We start from the raw sequence: 16,238 nt of genomic DNA, 5'->3' as shown, positions 1-16,238 counted from the left end.
CTAAAATTATTCTTATGCGACTAAAATTTGTAGTTCTTATTTTTTGCTTATTAGGAAGTCTTCGTGGTCAAGCGTCAGAAACCGTGGAGTTGTCTGGCGGAAAACTGCAAAGTTTGAACGGAGCTCCGACAAGTTTAAAAGCTGAAATCAGAGGGAAGGTCGTTATCCTAGACCTTTGGGCCAGTTGGTGTGGCCCCTGCCAAGAGTCCCTGCCATATTACGAGGGTTTGAAGAATCGCTTCGGTGCCCAAGGCTTGCAAGTCATCGCCGTGAGTGTGGATGATACGATTAAAGCCGCGAATGATTTTACAGATAAACGCAAAATCGGTCTTCGCTTTTTATGGGATGCCGAGAAAGATCTTTATAAACGCCTGAACGCTAAGGCTGTGCCGACGATGGTGGTTTTGGACAACACTGGGAAAGTTCTTTTCCGTGAGCAAGGATTTTTGAAAGGCTCGAACGAGAAGCTTGAGCAATTAATTGCCAAGCTTCTCTCTGAAAAAAAATAACTCTATTCTTCAGCCGGAGCAAAGCCGCGACGAAGAGTGTTCTCGGTCACTGCTGCTGGCTCCATGTATTGCTTCAAGTAATCAGGGCCGCCGGTTTTTGAACCAATGCCTGACATTTTGAAACCACCGAATGGATGACGATCCACCATCGCACCTGTGATGCCTCGATTGATGTACAAGTTACCAACTTCGAACTCGTCTTTCACGCGCGCGATGTTCGCAGGGCTACGAGAGAACATACCACCAGTTAATGCGTACTCGGTGCTGTTTGCGATCTCAAGAGCTTCATCCAAATTCTTTGCGCGGATCACAGCCACAACCGGACCGAAGATTTCTTGCTGAGCCAATTTCGAATCACCAGGAACATTTCCGAAGATTGTTGGTGGCACGAAGAAGCCCGTCGTTGGCACTTGGCCTTTGAAGAGCAATTTGTGATTTTTCTCGGCATCAGCAATCGTATTCATAATACGATCGTATGCTTCTTTATCAACAACCGGTCCCATGTAAGTTTTTGGATTTTCCGCAGGTAGGACCTCAATAGACTTCGCCGCTTCAACCAAGCGATCTGTGAAACGATCATAAACTTCGTCCAGTACGATCACGCGGCTAGCAGCAGAGCACTTCTGACCGCTGAAACCGAATGCAGAGTAAAGAGTGCCGTCAACAGCTTCATCCAAGTCTGCATCGTTATCGATGATCAGAGCGTTTTTACCACCCATTTCGATGATGCAACGTTTGACGTGAGTTTGTCCCAACTGAACATGAGAAGCGCGATTTAAAATATGCAAGCCCACGGCTTTAGAACCCGTGAAAGCGATCATTGTCGTGAACTTGTGGTTCACGATGTATTCGCCAACCTCTTCACCGAAACCAGGCAAGAAGTTGATCACACCTTGCGGGAAGCCTGCTTCTTGGATCATTTTCATAAGACCCCAAGCAACCACCGAAGACTGCTCAGCAGGTTTCATTACAACAGTGTTTCCAGTGACGGCTGCCGCAGTCACCATGCCGGCTAAAATCGCCAGAGGGAAATTCCAAGGAGCAATCACGGCCACAACGCCGCGAGATTTGTAGATGTAATTAGAAACTTCACCAGGCAAGCCGCCAACACGAAGTGGCTTTTGCAAGTTTCTCATGTCGCGTGCGTAGTAACGGCAGAAATCGATCGCTTCACCGATATCACCATCAGCTTCAGCCCATGGTTTGCCAACTTCCAAAACCTGAGTCGCAATCAATTTGAAACGATCACGAGTCATAATATCTGCAAGCTTATCAACCAAGGCCGCTCTTTGTTCTGCTGGCACGTTCTTCCAAGTTTTGTAAGCCGTTTGTGCGGCCTGCATCGCTTGTTCTGCGTGCTCAGTAGAACCCATATGGATTTTACCTACGACCTGCGCAGACTCAGAAGGGTTTACGCGATCAAAGATCTTTTCAGTGCGAATCTCTTTGTTGTTGATCATCAAAGGCACAGTCACTGGCAAAGCGGCTTTAGCTTCATTCAAAGCTTTGTGCATTTTCTCGCGATCCGCTTTAATAGCGAAATCCAAAAGAGGTTCGTTGTAGAACTTGTTAGATTTTTTTGCGATTTGTGAAGATGTCGGTGTCAAACCTTGAGCAGGGTCTTTCAAAAGTTCTGCTGTGGATTTGTTATCCGCGAATTTTCCACGAAGCCAAGATTCATTCGAAGAGTTTTCAAGCAAACGGCGAACAAGGTAAGCCATGCCTGGAATCAATTCGCCGACAGGAGCGTATTCACGTAGGCGGTAGCCCATATCCACGATTGTTTTCTTAACCGGTTCTGCCATCCCGTAAAGCATTTGGAACTCAAGCGCCGCTTTTGGAATCCCAAGCTTTTCAGCGTAGATCATACAAGCTGCCAAAGTTCTGACGTTGTGAGAAGCAAAGGCAGGGCGGATGTGTTTGATATTTTCAAGCAAGTACTTTGCGCAAACTTCGTAGTTCGCATCAGATTCGGCTTTGTTCGTGTAGACCGGAATCGGCCAGCCACGTTGTTCAGCTTCGATAGTTTCGTAATCCCAGTAGGCACCTTTCACAAGGCGAACCCAGAATGGAGTTCCGCGTTTTTGCGCGAAATCCGTCATTGCTTTGACGTCTTCGAAAGAGTCACGAAGGTAAGCTTGGATCACGATTCCGAAATATTTGTAATTTTTGAACTCAGGCTCGTTGATTAGTTCTGTGAACACTTCAAGTGTCATGTGTTTGACAGCGTAGTGTTCCATGTCGAGGTTGATGAAGACGCCTTTTTCCATTCCAAGACGGAAAACAGGGCGCATACGGTCTTTCAAAATTTTCTTAGTCTCGTCCCAAGCAAGATCTTTGATCTGAGAATATAGAGCCGTCATTTTCACAGATACGTTTACTTTTGGAATCGCACCTTCGTGATCGCGGTCGATCTGCGGGATCTCGTCCCACTTCTCGGCGTCTTTTGCGAGCCATGTCACAAGCTCAACATATTTGTTGGTGTATTCTTGAGCTTCTTTTTCAGAGAGAATCGCTTCACCCAAAATATCTACGGTGAAAGTCATTTTGTTTTTGCGGGCTTTTTTAAGAACTGGAAGTGCTTCATCCGGGTTTTCACCAGTGATGAACATCTTTGCCATGCCGACGACGTTTTTCTTGATGGCTCCTGCCATTAAGCCTGGAGCGAGAGAACCCAAACCAAGACCGACGTTGAATACCGGAGGAAGTGTGCCACCGTCTTCAGAGAAATATTCTTTCAAGTGACGAGAAACTTCATCGCCTGAATTGAGTGATGGCAACACGTCGACGAAACGGAACATGTTCGTTTTGAATTTTTCATTCTTCATGCTCCATTCCATGATGGAGCCATACCAGAAGTCCTTAGAGAAAATGGACGCCTTCGATTGGCCTTCCATATTTTTGAGAATTTCCTCACCTTTGGACAGAATCTGAGCCTGAACATCTGACATATTTTTTACCTCAATTTGGAGGCCCGCATATTCGCTCTGTGAGAGCAAAAACTCAAGGATTTTACGGAGTCGTCATAGAGGCTCTGGACGCTGTTGACGCGGCGTTTATATCCCCAATCTATCTAGTTGAATCTGGGGAGACAAGAGGGCTAATTTAGCGCCCATGAAAAGATCGTTTACGGAAGAATATCTAAAGCACACTGCTTTGAATTTAGGCCAGCTCGCCCGGGATTTTCGTTATTTTTACTATCACCCGGACGCTGATAAGGTCGCTAAAGAGGGCAGTCTTCGCCATTATGTTTACTCTTCGGGTCGTCGTGTGAAGAGCATGGGCAATAATCTTTTCTACTCGGTGATTCCTCCGCACTGGCATCATACCGCGGAAGACCTCATGACCATGCCAGCAGGAAGCATGAAAGAGTGGTTCTTGCACGGCTATGCTCCCTGGGAGTATTGCGATCCAACCCGGAAGTAGGTTCTGCCTTATGATTTCTTTTTTGTTGTCATTGATTGTAGTGGCCAGCGCTTTACAAGGGGCTTGGTCATTGCGATGATCTGTTTATGGAAACACAAACCGTCCCCCAGTCAGACACTCGTCCTACATTCGAAACTGCGCGATTGATTTTGCGCCCTTTCCGTCTTGAAGATGCGAAAACGGTGCAACGGCTTGCCGGAGATAAGGTCATCAGTGATCTAACGGGGACGATTCCGTATCCTTATCCTGATGGCTTAGCTGAATCGTGGATCCAAAAGCATCCCGAACATTTTGCAACCGGCGTTGGGTTAACAATGGCCGTGACGCTGAAAGAAACAGGCGAGCTCATTGGTTGTGTTGGTATCATGATCGCGAAGACACATCAGAAGGGCGAGATCGGGTATTGGCTGACGCCACAACACTGGAGCAAGGGGTATATCACCGAGGCTTCACGTGTCTGTGTAGATTTTGCCTTTAAAAACATGGGACTTAATAAAATCACTTCGAGACATCTTACTCATAATCCAGCTTCGGGGAAGGTCATGCAGAAAATTGGCATGAAGCACGAAGGGACGCTTCGCCAAGAAACGTTCAAGAACGGAGCCTTTTACGACCTGGATGTTTACGGTCTCTTAAAGTCTGAATTTTTGACTACGTAGGTGACAGGACCCGGCACTTCGGGCTTGCCGGATCCCTGAAACTTCTTATCATTCTCATTAGATTTATTGATTGGTCCGATACTATGGAAACGGCTTAAATGACTTCACAAGGAGAAGTTTATGCGTGTCATAGTGTTTTGCGTTCTCACAAGTCTGCTTGCGATTTCAACTCAGGCTCAAGAATTTGTCTCTGAAGAGGCAGCAGCAGAACGTCCCCTCAGAATTGATGAGTTCGATAACATCGCCAAACTTTTGCATGCGGGGAAATTGGCGCCGCATATGAAGTGCGATCTGAAGGTTCGCTCCATCAAAGAAGAGCGTCGCTTTTCGACAGGTAAAAAACTCGTAGAGATTCTTGAAATCACTTACTATCCGCGTGGCCTTTTTGCTGATACTAAAATCAAAGTGTTGATCCCTGCCGAAATAGCAAAGTACGGGACAAAATATGTATCTAATCACTGGAGCGGTGCTGGCGAAGAAATAAAGATCGAAGCCCATGATGGCTATGATCACTGGCTTCGAGTTATTCATGATGGCAAAGGTGGTATAGTATTCTTTAGCTTGGGGAATCGTCTTGCGACGTACCCATGTATGGTGAAGTAGCACTCACGGCAGAAAGATGGCTGCGTCTTTTTGCCATCAGCTTTACAACATTCGACATGCGTTGACCGCCACGTAAGAACGGCTCTTCAGTCAGAACTCTGACCACTTCTTGGCGACCAAACGCTCTCGCTAAATCCAAAGCCGTCATGTTGTAGCAGTTCTGCAGGAACGGGTCAGCGCCAGAACTTAAAAGCAGTTTCACGATGCGTACATGACCCTTAAAACAAGCACCCATCAAAACGCTATTGCCCGAAATATCAATCGAGTTAATATCAGCGCCCTTTTGCATGAGCCACGCACATGTACTCCAATGATCATTGTAAGCTGCCAACATTAAGAGAGAGTAACCCTTTTGGTTTTTGGTATTGATGTCGCCGCCTGTGCGCAGAAATTCGGCAAGAGCAAAGCGATTTCCCTCTCGGGCCCAATCAAACTCGGGTCGTTCTAAGCTGTTCATATGTTGCCTCCTGATGATTGGATTTAGCATAAAAAAATTAAAGAAGAGCTTTGAGCTTAATAACCCGATTTTGACTAAGAACACAAAAGTGGATTTTGTAACATAGAAATCTTGAGACTTAAGATAAATCCGTCACCGAAAGGTCGCAAAAGAAAGAGAGGAAGGGACGGAGAAAGGGAAATCCCTTCCTCTCTTTTTGCGGGCAGGGAGCTTATTCAGCAGCTTCAGGAGCTTGGTTGCATTCACCACCTGGTGGGCGAGGATGGTGTGGCGGACGATTTGGAATTTGCGCCACTTCTTGTTGGCATGTAGCCACCGTGAGTGAATCACTATTTTCTTTCAAACAGCGAATCACTTGAGGCCCTTCGGCGTCGCTACAAAGTGCAGCTATGTCGTCAGCACAAGCAGTTCTTAAATTTTCGAGCCGCTGTTCAAGCTCAGCACGGGACGGGCGTTGGGGGTGCTTGTCCTCGGCGGCATAAGCAGAAAGCGCCACAATAAAACTCAAGATGAGGATACGAGAGACAGTAGAAACAGTTTTCATAAATACCTCCTTTGATGCTCTCAGTGTAGTCACCAAGCTTTGAGCAAAAATGGAAGCAATCAAAAAAAATGCGTGAATTCTAACTATGGAAAGAAGATGGACTATGTTTTCTCAACCTGGGGCGTGCCTGCCGGAGTTTCAGGAGCAGGTGGGTAATCAGATTTGCATAGAGGGCGCAGGCCATGCCGATTGCGGGCTTCATCGCAGCGGGGATTGTGCGTCCCATCTTCGTAAGAGGCCATAAAGTTGCGGCACGGAGTAGGGCGATTTTGATAAATAGAGCAGTGGGCGTCCTTGCCAATACGACCGGTCAGCGCCACACATTTGTTTTGATGTTTGACCTCGGTGCCCTTCATGCAGCGATAGGTGGAATCAAGATCAACAGTCAGTTTTACAGGGACTTTCCAGATGCCGTCGGGTTCGGCTTCGCGCCAATAGAAGGCTACGCGAAAGTACGCGCAACAAGCGCCACAGCTGAGGCAGGGGTGTTGGGTCGGAGTTTGTGCCACATAAAAAGTATTCTATGTGGCTCTAAGGCGGGCAATAGAAACCCCGAAAAGGTCTAGGTGACCTTCCAGTTTTTGCGGATCTTCCCGCTGATTTCTGCAACCAATTGGTCTCCGCGCTTTACGGGCCCAACGCCAGAAGGAGTGCCCGTTAAAAGCACGTCTCCTGGGCAAACTGGGAAATGCGCACGCACGTATTCAATCTGCTGTTCCAAAGAGAAAATCATCTGAGAGGTATTCCCTTTTTGGCGAAGCTCACCATTGACCGTGAGCGAGATATCAAGAGATTTAAGTTCGTCCAAGTTTTTCACAGGGAAAAAATCTGAAATAGGGCACGATTGAGGAAAGGATTTTGCCAAGGTCCATGGCGAGCCTTTAGCTTTCAATTTGCCCTGTAAAGTTCTTTCAGTAATATCCAAAGCTACAGCCGCTTTTTGAATTTGCAGCTGATCATCAAAGACCAAAGCAAGCTCCACTTCATGATGAATATCTGTGGTCCACGTTGGCAAAGAGAATTCAGAAGAATTCATTACGGCGCAACTGCCGGCTTTTAGAAAAATCAAAGGTTCGCTGGGAATTTCGTTGCCGAGTTCTTTTGCGTGTTCTGCGTAGTTTCTGCCAATAGCCCAAATATTTCGAATGATCATGGTTCCACCTTGTTGAAATTTTTAAGATGCCAAAGCCCATCGACCACTTCGAATTGCATATACTGGGCGGGGCGCCAGCTCCAGTAGCGAGAATCCAACAAATCCGTGTCTGCAGGAATCAGGGACAAAGATTCTTCGATCCAATCGTGGTGAGAGCACAAGTAAACCACGTCGTGAGAAGAAAATTTTTTTTCAAGCGAGTTGAGTGTCTGATTAATGCGTGCGCGAAAGGCCTCGGCGCTTTCATAAGAAGTGCGCTGATCCAGATCACTGATGACTTGCAAACTAGCTTCGCATAGCGCAGAAGCAGGGCGCAGTGTACTTTGTGCGCGAATACGCGGGGACGCCAGGAACTGAGTTCCTTTCAACAGATCTCCGTTGCGAATCAGCTCTGCTAATTTGTTGGCTTGTTGATGTCCAAAAGCCGTTAAATCAGGGTCTTCGAAGGGGAGAGAGTTTTTTTGTCCGTGGCGAAAAAGGTAGACTTTCATTCTCCTAATATTGCTTTTATTTCGCTTTTTTGATACCTTTGACACTCACTGTCTGGAGAGTCCCATGAAAGAAAAAGTTCACCGCTTTGTATCTAATGATTTTACGATTCGCATTGCAGCGGTAAACTCTACAGCAGTGGTTGCGGAAATGCAGAAACTTCAACAAACCTATCCGCTTCCGACCGTGGCTGTGGGCCGTGCAATGACTGGCGCCCTATTGATGGCAAGCCATCTGAAAGAGGGCCAACAGGTTGGATTGTATTTTAAAGGCGATGGCCCTTTGACGGCTGTTTATGCTGAAGCTAATTTCGAGGGACAAGTCCGTGGTTATTCTCCGGTTCCGGTTTTTGAGCCCGCAAATTATGAGGGTGGATTGAAGCTGGCAACTCATATGGGGAAGGGCATGTTGACTGTGACCCGCCATTTGCCATTCCAAAAGCAGCCACACAACGGAACAGTGGAAATGGTCAGCGGCGAAATCGGCGACGATATCGCTCACTATCTGATTCAATCTCATCAAATTCGCAGCCTTGTTTCACTCGGAGTTTATTTAGACACCTATGGACAAGTTCGTGCGGCAGGTGGCGTGATTTTGGAAGTGATGCCGGGTGTGGAAGAAGCCTTGGTCGATAAAATTCAAAAAAATGCAGAGAAGTTCACTGAGAATATTTCAAAAATGCTTTTGGATGGAGCTCAGCCTGTTGATTTGGTGAAGCCTTATATGGAAGGTATTCCATTCACGGAGCTTGATCACGATCACTCGGTTGAATATTACTGCCCTTGTACGAAAGATCGCGTCGTGCGTGCTCTTGAAACTTTGGGTATCGCAGAACTTGAAGACATGATCATGAAGAACGAACCTGCAGAAGTGGTATGCCAAATGTGTGGTCGTCCTTATGAAGTTCCAGTACCTGAGCTTTCAGAACTGAAGGATAAACTCCATAAAGGCAGTCTTCATTAAACAATACTCAAGATAAATCCAGACCAAGCTCCAGCTTGGTCTGAGATCTAGACCTTTTCTGGCAGTCCAAAAAGGACAATGCCTATCAAGTACATTGGTCCTAAGGGCGATAAATATATGTATGTTTCTGATACCCTTAGGACTTCAAAGTCGAATTATAAAGTGGCCCATAGCCACTGCACTAATCATTGTGGCGACGTTCGTTGTCTCGGGTTTCTATTTTTCTGAAAATTCTTTGTATATCCGCCATGTTCGTCAAGCGATGCTTGATTCAAAAATGCTCGAGGCTCGTAAAAATTTATTGGTGGCTTCTTGTCCTGCAAAGTACGAAGAGGACGTTTGTAAATTTTTGTCCGCACATCTGACTGATAAAGATCTTTTTGATCTTAAAAATTTCATCAAAGCTTATCAAAAAGAATTCTCTAAGCAGTCCTTCATAGAAATTCGTACTCTGGTCACGTGGCTTTCTGATGATCGTATCGACAAAAAGCTAAGAAACACCGAGTACGCTGGCGTTCCTGAATATCAAGCCTATGTCGATGCTCGCGAAACATACTTAAAGAAAAGTCTTGAGACCTCGAAAGCAGATCATGTTTTCATTCGTGGCAACGCAAAGATTGTTGCTTCGCTCAAAGCGATGATGACTCACGAAGGTTGGGTGCATCTGGTTGGAAATATGGTGATCTTTGCATTGTTTGCGGTCTTCCTTGAACAACGCATTGGCTTTTTTGGTTTAATGGTGCTCTATACGCTGGGCGGGCTTGGTTCGAACTATTTGCAGTTGCCATTCTTGCCTATGGGAGTTCGGTTGTTCGGAGCCTCTGGAGCGGTCAGTGCTGCGATCGGTGCGTTTGCGGTTTACTTCTGGCGCGAGAAGATGCGCTGTTTGATGAGCGTAGGATTTGTCTATAACCGTATGATCTTGATGCCAGCGTGGCTCTATATTGGTTTGTTTTTACTTTTAAGTGATGTTGTTGGTATGGTCGGGGCTGGAAGTGGGGTTGCTCACTTAGCACATTTGACGGGCTTCTTAATCGGGTTTATTTTTGCATATATGCAGATGGATCTTTTTCCTCTTAAAAAGAGCTTCCTGTTCGCACAAGAACAGAATCTCTACTATGAAGCGAAAGAAGCCGAAGTTGTGGAAGAAAAAATCGCCATCTTCCGTCGCATTTATAGCGTGAACAAAGAAAGTTTCTACGCGTTCCGTGGTCTTTTCATTTACTTGAACAAACAAAACTTCCATCTTGCGAGCTTCTCGAAAGAAGATTTGGCCTTTGTCACCGAGCTTGTACAAAGCTGTCTTGCCTATAAAGAGAAAAACGAAAAGTATGATCTGGCTCGTGAAATTGTCGGCATGATACCGCTTAGCTGGAATCTTTCGATGCTAGAAATGAAACTAGGCCCGGGCGAGATCATCGACCGCGCAGAACAGTTCCAGGCGGAAGGGGACATTGTCCAAAGCCTTCGGTTCTATGATTTGTTTTTTGTAAAATACGCGGCCCATGTGAAAGCGCCCGAGATCAAAACTCAGATCATGCGTATTTTTGATAAGATTGAAAAATTAGAACACGAAGTGAAGGCTCAGATCTTGGAAGTCTTATTGGTCTATGCGGATCATCATCCGGACAATCATTTCCAGACGCAGCTTCGTCAGTTAATCCACCAAGTTCACAAAGGAGAGAGAAGTGCAGCCAGCTAGTATCTCTTCGCGATTTGCCGCAATGAACTTGGATATGATTATCTTTGGTGCCCTCTGGCAGGCGTTGAGTATTGGTATTGAAAAGACAGCTCCAGAATTTGCCACTCCGGGAATTTTATTGGGGCTTTGTTTTATTGTTTCGATTTTATATTTTGTCTATCCGACAAAAGCGTCAGGTCAAACAATTGGTAAAAAACTTCTAAATCTTAAAGTAGTTCCCAAAGGACAACCTAAAGGGACAGTCAGTTGGGGACAGGCGATTTTACGAGAAGTCGTCGGGAAGTGGGTTAGCAGTATCCCATTCTTCTTGGGTTATATCTGGGCGTATTTTCATCCAGATCGCAGAACATGGCATGATTCAATGGGCGGCACGGAAGTGCTTTCATTAGTGTGGGAAGAAGAAAAAACCACCGCGCAAAAAGTGCAGCAGATTTTCTTAGCAATTATTTCGATTCCTGCGGGTGTCGCGCTGATCACGGTGGCGTTCTTGTATACGTCACTGCCACTAGATTCAATCAAAGAGAAAATCGAAGCCTCAGGTATTCAAGTCGGCGAGCTTTCAGGAAGTTTAGCTGGTGGCCTGCGTTTTGAAAATATCAGCCGTAATGATGCTGGTCAGAAGTTTAATGTCTCTTCGCTAGATGTGAAGTTTAATCTGTGGGCGTTACTGACTGACAACGTGTTTTATATCGAAAAAATCACTGCTGAAGAGGGACATATCGAAGTTCCTGCCGATTTCTCTTTGATGGTGATTTTCGCAAATCTGTTGGCCGTGGCGCAGTTTCAGGATTCGGGGACGAATGTTCGGAACCTGACGATGGCAAAGTTTCATCTGAAGAATATCTACTTTGAGCACAACAAAAAAGTTCTGTCGCACTTGCAGGAGTTCTCGGTGAAGAATCTTGCGGTCGCCGATAAAGAGCTTTATGTGAACGAGATGAACTTCCAAATCGTGGGCTTCTTGGTGAAGGCAGTCGATGTAAGATCCTCTTTTGGCCGAGTAGAAATTGGCAAGGCCACCGGCGGAGTGACGCCAGAGTTTTTACCTATGTTAAAAGCTCCGGTTGATTTCCACGTAAACGGCACAATTGCTAAAAATCCAAAGAACACAAAAATCGAAGCAGGTTTGGTCATTGATAAGATCAAAATCAATTACGCCGCTGAAAAACTGACCGCGCAAGTGGATCAGCTGACTTTGAATGAGATGTTTAAAATGTCTGTACCTGTGGATGAGCTGAATATGAAGCTTACTTCCCAGGGTACCACCGTTATGGATATGCTTTCTACATTGCAGGTCGAATATGGCGTGAAGGTGTGTGGGCAAGAGTTTAAACCAGACGCTGAAAAGGGCCCATCGCTTGCAAGAGCGGATCGCCAGTTCAATTTCCGTATGATGCCTTTGCCAGTTTTGGATTTCGGCCAGGTGGTTTTTGCTAAAGAGGCAACTTTGGATGATCTTTTTGGCTATGAACTACACGGCACCAAACAAATTGCTCCGGCTTTTGCTTCGACTCAAGAGATGATCTCAGATCTTTGCTTCCAAAAACCGGTTGCAAGTTTACAACCGACAGAAGTGGAAAGCTTAAAGCCACTTGAAAAAGTCGTACAGTCAGGAAAAAGTGGCGGAAGCCTTGCCACTATGTTGGCTGCAGCGGCAGGCAAAAAAGCTGAGCCTGTTGTTGCCGAAGAGCCTACAAAAGAAGAAACTCCGCCAGCAACAGCACCTGTTGCCGCGGTACCTGCAGCAAGTCCAGCGGTAGTCGCAGCGACCAGTCCAACGCCAACACCAACACCGGGGACAAGCCCAACTCCGGAAGTCGCGAAAGTACCAACCACTCCGGCAGAGCTTATGAAGACAGTTGTGTCTGAAGCAAAAAATCTGATGAAACAAGGAAAGTTTGCGGAAGCAAAAGTGCTTCTTGAGGCAGCTCCGGTAATTACGGAAGGCGTAACACCTGCAGAACTCGGATCTTTCTATAATATGAAAGCCTGGGTGTATTTGTACTCGAGCAATCCTGAACAAGCAGCTCAGAATTTTGAGTCCGCATTTAATGCCAGAAAAGATATCGGGGATGCAGAGGGCTTGCTTAGATCTTACGAAGCCCTCAAGAAAGACCAGGATGCACAAAAATGGTGGGACTATATTAAGTCTGCCGTTAAAGCGAATCCTGGTTTAAAAAATCAACTGACTCCGAATATGCAGAGAAAACTTGCTAGCGAAGTTTCTGCAGAATCGCCTCAGTAAAGCTTGTCGTATTTCCACGACCACCAAGATCAGCAGTGCGAGCATTCACGTCTTTCAAAGTCTCAACCAAAGCATTCATGATCGCATCTGCTTTCGCGTTTTCACCCACGTGCTGAAGCATCATCACTGCAGACTGTAGCAAAGCCGTAGGATTGGCTTTGTTTTGGCCAGCGATATCTGGTGCAGAACCGTGAACAGCTTCGAAGATCGCAGCTTTGTAACCGATGTTGGCACCAGGAACGACGCCCAAACCACCGACAAGACCCGCGCAAAGATCACTCAAGATATCTCCGTAAAGATTTTGCGTCACAATGATTTCAAATTGCTGAGGTTTAGTTACCAACTGCATGCAGGCGTTATCAACGATTACATCGCGCATTTTGATTTCAGAATATTCTTGTGCAACTTCCTGAGCCACTTTCAAGAATAAACCATCAGACATTTTCATAATGTTGGCTTTGTGAACAACAGCAACGTTTTTCTTGCCAGTTTTACGAGCCAGTTCAAACGCGTAACGAACGATACGCTCAGAGCCTTTACGCGTGATGCGTTTGATACTCTCGGCGGTATTTTCATCAACCATACGCTCGATACCAGCATACAAGTCTTCGGTATTTTCACGCACGATGGTCAGATCTACCTCAGAGCAAACGCATGGAACATTTGGCAATACGCGCACAGGACGAACATTGGCGTAAAGGTCGAATTGTTGTCTCATGCTGACGTTGATAGATTTATGCCCGCCACCCACTGGTGTCGTCGTTGGGCCTTTGATTGCCAATTGTGTTTTTTCAATAGAGGCGATGGTCGCTGCCGGAAGTAGAGAGCCGTGTTTAGAAAGGGCTACTTCACCAGCGTCGAATTCTTCGTACTCGAAAGGGGCTTGAACTTGTTTAAGGACACGAACCACCTGAGTCATAATTTCGGGGCCGATGCCGTCACCAGGAATAATGGTCACTTTTTTCATATTGGAAGATTCCTTCAATTTGAGATTTTTGGATGGGCCATGTGCTAGAAGCTGTCCCATAAATCCAAAGTCAAGGCGTGAGGAGGAAGCTGTACATAGCGTACTGCGACGACGAACAACGCTGAGTTTGGATTTATGGGATAGCTTCTAATAATAAATTGAGGCTTTGGCTAGCTCTAATCCAAAAACGCGCGCGAGAGCCGGGGTGGGGAGCTTTGCTTCCTCCGGCCTGCCATGGGTGGGATCTGTGATTGGTATTGTCAGCTCTAGGTTTCCACGACTGTGGAGGAGCTGGGTAAGTTACTAATATCCTTAAGCAAGGGCCGTACCAAAATGAGATTGCTAGTAATTTCATACACTTAAGGTGGTGGTGTCACTCTGGTCGGAGGTCGTGCTCAACTAAGCCCCTAAAATGAGTGTGTTTTTGTCTCTGGGGTCGGGGTTATGGGTCCCTTCACAAAAACTTATGATGAAGCTGCTTACGCAGAACAATTCGCGGCCCAACCCCTGTTAGAAAACCAACATCTAATTAGTCGAGCTATTCCAAATACTTAACTGTTTTTCGGGGGTGTTCTCAGAGGCCTAACTGGTCCTCGGGACAAATGTTGAAAAACGGGCAATTCCAAAAAACTTCAAAAGAATCAAATACCTATGTAACGATTGCGCGCTTTCTTCTGCTGGCCTCAGCTTTGTATTACAGATTTGTAGGAGAACCTCTTTCATGCGGAAGTACCTTGCCTTCTTACTTCTACCTTTATTAGCGACGCTGCTTCAAGGCTGCGCTCCGAAACCACAGGAAGACTGCGGTTTCGTGCAAAACGTCTATGGCGAACGCATTTCATGGAAGGGTGAAGTTCCGGTCACAATGTATTTGCATGAATCCGTTCCTGCTGAATATGTCCGTGCGATAGAGTCAGCTGCGGGCACTTGGCAGGATGCATCCGGTAAAAAGTTATTTAATATTGTTACAAATCAAAGGGTTTCTGGACCAATTAATCCACAAAAAGACAGCAAAAATGTCATATACTATTTCAACACGTGGGAATCTGACAAAGGGTCGGAACAAGCGCGCACTTCGATCTACTGGATCGGAGATCAAATTAAAGAAGCGGACATGCGCATCAATGCCGCTACGAATCCTGTCACGAAACTCCCTTATTTTGCATACTACTGGAATCAACCTGGCTCTACGACCCCTGAACCCGCAAACGCTATCAACATCGAAGCCCTTGTCATTCATGAATTAGGTCACGTTTTGGGCCTAAAGCATAAAGACAAAGACGCCAGTGTTATGGCCACTTATTTGGCAAGTAACACAGATCGAACGAATATCCCGGATACCGATCGATCGGCAGTGCAGTGTGAGTATTAGCTCTATCTGTAAATTCTTTATGTAAGATAATTTAAGTTGTGGAGCTTGGAATTTGTTAACTAGACTTGATGATTGTGCGACGAGAAATACTAGAAGTCGTATAATGAAGGAGAAACAGCATGAGACTTAATGACAAGAACGCAGAAAGTCTTAACATCGTTGAAGTCTTGGAATCCGATCTGATGGCGGGTTCTATGGCCGAGCACCGTTCATATCATGAGATGGAAGATTCTCCGATTCTTGAAGTGGACGCTTTGACTCAGCTTAGAACAAACCTTCAAGTTTTGACGGATCTGGCTTCACGTCTTACATTTCTAAATCGCGAAATCCGCTACGTAATGAAGGTCGACTAATTCCTGTCGACCTTAGCGCCTTTATTTTTCTTTTTTAAACCACCCCTGAGCTTTAAAAATCTTCTCTGCTTCCGGTGTTTTTAGAAATTCAATAAATTTTAGAGACAGTTCTCTTTGATTCGTGATGGTTGTCACTGCGGCACCCATGCTGCGATAGACGATAAGATCTTTTTCGATGTTCACCACGTCGGCGGTGATGACATCTTCACGTTTCGCCCAGGTGTTAAACGCAATCCAAACATCCACTTCCTCATGGTTTTTCCAATAGACGGTGGCTTCCGAGGAATTTCTTGCGGTGAAGACAATGCGCTTGCGGAAGTCGCTGAGCGCTTGAACGTCTTTCAGGCGTCCAACGATGTCTTCCCACAGCGCTACTTGGCCTTGGCCGTTGACAGTAATAACTTTCACATCTTTTTGCAGAAGATCACGAATGCCTTTAATCTTTTTAGGATTCCCTTTACGCACTAAAAGTGCGGCAGGGCGCATGAATAATGTCGTAATAGTTTTATCATCGAGGATGCCGAGATCATCGTTATAGGTGTCCATCACATTTTCAGAGCCACTATAGATAATATCAGCGTCTTTGCGAGCTTGTGGGCGCCATTTGTCGAGAGGTGTGCTGATGACTTCCATTTGGATATTGTTTGCAGCTGCAAACGCATCCGCAGCTTCACGAACGGGAGGAGTAGGTCCTTCAGAGCCGTAGATTTTTAAAGTCTCTTTTTTGTCGTCGGCGGCAAAAGAGGAAAGGCTAAGTACTAGAGTTAGAATGAGCATGCAGTATTTCATAGATCCT

The 16,238-nt window shown here is 45.9% G+C and carries 17 protein-coding genes; 9 read left to right on the top strand and 8 right to left on the bottom strand.

Features of this window, described 5'->3' with window-relative positions; all coding sequences use genetic code 11:
• The first annotated feature begins 14 nt into the window (after positions 1-14).
• Entirely contained in the window at positions 15-509 is a 495-nt protein-coding gene (locus tag ACLWBB_RS14625; RefSeq protein ID WP_413288285.1) for a TlpA family protein disulfide reductase, read from the top strand.
• 2 nt (positions 510-511) lie between these two features.
• Here ACLWBB_RS14625 and pruA read toward each other — a convergent pair whose 3' ends face one another.
• Complete coding sequence (gene pruA, locus ACLWBB_RS14620) at positions 512-3,460, bottom strand: L-glutamate gamma-semialdehyde dehydrogenase (protein ID WP_413288284.1); 2,949 nt, start codon at positions 3,458-3,460, stop codon at positions 512-514.
• A gap of 163 nt (positions 3,461-3,623) precedes the next feature.
• Between pruA and ACLWBB_RS14615 the strand changes: the two genes are divergently transcribed.
• The 3 genes from ACLWBB_RS14615 to ACLWBB_RS14605 all read left to right on the top strand — a co-directional run bounded on the left by ACLWBB_RS14615 (position 3,624) and on the right by ACLWBB_RS14605 (position 5,197).
• Positions 3,624-3,935 (top strand): hypothetical protein, encoded by a 312-nt coding sequence (locus ACLWBB_RS14615; protein ID WP_413288283.1) that lies wholly within the window; start codon positions 3,624-3,626, stop codon positions 3,933-3,935.
• 86 nt (positions 3,936-4,021) lie between these two features.
• A complete protein-coding gene (locus ACLWBB_RS14610) occupies positions 4,022-4,594 on the top strand; it encodes a GNAT family N-acetyltransferase (protein ID WP_413288282.1) in 573 nt (190 codons plus the stop codon).
• A 120-nt stretch (positions 4,595-4,714) separates the two neighbouring features.
• Complete coding sequence (locus ACLWBB_RS14605) at positions 4,715-5,197, top strand: hypothetical protein (protein WP_413288281.1); 483 nt, start codon at positions 4,715-4,717, stop codon at positions 5,195-5,197.
• Here ACLWBB_RS14605 and ACLWBB_RS14600 read toward each other — a convergent pair.
• The 5 genes from ACLWBB_RS14600 to ACLWBB_RS14580 all read right to left on the bottom strand — a co-directional run bounded on the left by ACLWBB_RS14600 (position 5,151) and on the right by ACLWBB_RS14580 (position 7,842).
• The gene (locus tag ACLWBB_RS14600; RefSeq protein ID WP_413288280.1) at positions 5,151-5,654 is read right to left on the bottom strand and encodes an ankyrin repeat domain-containing protein; all 504 of its coding nucleotides are present in this window, start codon (positions 5,652-5,654) and stop codon (positions 5,151-5,153) included. The genes ACLWBB_RS14605 and ACLWBB_RS14600 overlap by 47 nt on opposite strands.
• Positions 5,655-5,865: 211 nt before the next feature.
• Positions 5,866-6,198, bottom strand: a complete 333-nt coding sequence (locus ACLWBB_RS14595) for a cysteine rich repeat-containing protein (protein ID WP_413288279.1) — start codon at positions 6,196-6,198, stop codon at positions 5,866-5,868.
• A 101-nt stretch (positions 6,199-6,299) separates the two neighbouring features.
• Entirely contained in the window at positions 6,300-6,707 is a 408-nt protein-coding gene (locus ACLWBB_RS14590) for a YkgJ family cysteine cluster protein (protein WP_413288278.1), read from the bottom strand.
• A gap of 53 nt (positions 6,708-6,760) precedes the next feature.
• Positions 6,761-7,351 carry a fumarylacetoacetate hydrolase family protein gene (locus ACLWBB_RS14585; RefSeq protein ID WP_413288277.1) on the bottom strand — a complete coding sequence of 197 codons (591 nt, stop codon included), beginning with the start codon at positions 7,349-7,351 and terminating at the stop codon, positions 6,761-6,763.
• A complete protein-coding gene (locus ACLWBB_RS14580) occupies positions 7,348-7,842 on the bottom strand; it encodes a histidine phosphatase family protein (RefSeq protein WP_413288276.1) in 495 nt (164 codons plus the stop codon). Before ACLWBB_RS14580 ends, ACLWBB_RS14585 begins: the two co-directional genes overlap by 4 nt.
• 64 nt (positions 7,843-7,906) lie before the next feature.
• Here ACLWBB_RS14580 and ACLWBB_RS14575 point away from each other — a divergent pair, with 64 nt between their 5' ends.
• From ACLWBB_RS14575 to ACLWBB_RS14565, 3 genes are all read left to right on the top strand, one after another.
• Positions 7,907-8,803, top strand: coding sequence for an Hsp33 family molecular chaperone HslO (locus tag ACLWBB_RS14575; protein ID WP_413288275.1), 897 nt, complete (start codon positions 7,907-7,909; stop codon positions 8,801-8,803).
• A gap of 190 nt (positions 8,804-8,993) precedes the next feature.
• A complete protein-coding gene (locus ACLWBB_RS14570) occupies positions 8,994-10,505 on the top strand; it encodes a rhomboid family intramembrane serine protease (protein WP_413288274.1) in 1,512 nt (503 codons plus the stop codon).
• Positions 10,492-12,750, top strand: coding sequence for an RDD family protein (locus tag ACLWBB_RS14565; RefSeq protein ID WP_413288273.1), 2,259 nt, complete (start codon positions 10,492-10,494; stop codon positions 12,748-12,750). The genes ACLWBB_RS14570 and ACLWBB_RS14565 overlap by 14 nt, the downstream gene beginning before the upstream one ends.
• Here the strand turns inward: ACLWBB_RS14565 and ACLWBB_RS14560 are convergent.
• The gene (locus ACLWBB_RS14560) at positions 12,719-13,717 is read right to left on the bottom strand and encodes an isocitrate/isopropylmalate dehydrogenase family protein (protein WP_413288272.1); all 999 of its coding nucleotides are present in this window, start codon (positions 13,715-13,717) and stop codon (positions 12,719-12,721) included. The two genes, ACLWBB_RS14565 and ACLWBB_RS14560, sit on opposite strands and share 32 nt — an antisense overlap.
• Before the next feature lie 721 nt (positions 13,718-14,438).
• On the opposite strand from ACLWBB_RS14560, the gene ACLWBB_RS14555 reads away from it, so the two are divergent.
• Together ACLWBB_RS14555 and ACLWBB_RS14550 are read left to right on the top strand one after the other, a co-directional pair.
• Complete coding sequence (locus tag ACLWBB_RS14555; RefSeq protein ID WP_413288271.1) at positions 14,439-15,089, top strand: matrixin family metalloprotease; 651 nt, start codon at positions 14,439-14,441, stop codon at positions 15,087-15,089.
• Between the two features lie 119 nt (positions 15,090-15,208).
• On the top strand, positions 15,209-15,442 hold the full coding sequence (locus ACLWBB_RS14550) for a hypothetical protein (RefSeq protein WP_413288270.1): 234 nt from the start codon (positions 15,209-15,211) through the stop codon (positions 15,440-15,442).
• A 21-nt stretch (positions 15,443-15,463) separates the two neighbouring features.
• Here the strand turns inward: ACLWBB_RS14550 and ACLWBB_RS14545 are convergent, their stop codons facing one another.
• Positions 15,464-16,231, bottom strand: a complete 768-nt coding sequence (locus tag ACLWBB_RS14545; RefSeq protein ID WP_413288269.1) for a substrate-binding domain-containing protein — start codon at positions 16,229-16,231, stop codon at positions 15,464-15,466.
• Positions 16,232-16,238: the final 7 nt, after the last annotated feature.

This window comes from Bdellovibrio sp. HCB337 (genome assembly GCF_047302465.1).
Taxonomy (GTDB): domain Bacteria; phylum Bdellovibrionota; class Bdellovibrionia; order Bdellovibrionales; family Bdellovibrionaceae; genus JACMRP01.
This window is presented reverse-complemented; position numbering and strand designations above follow the sequence as displayed.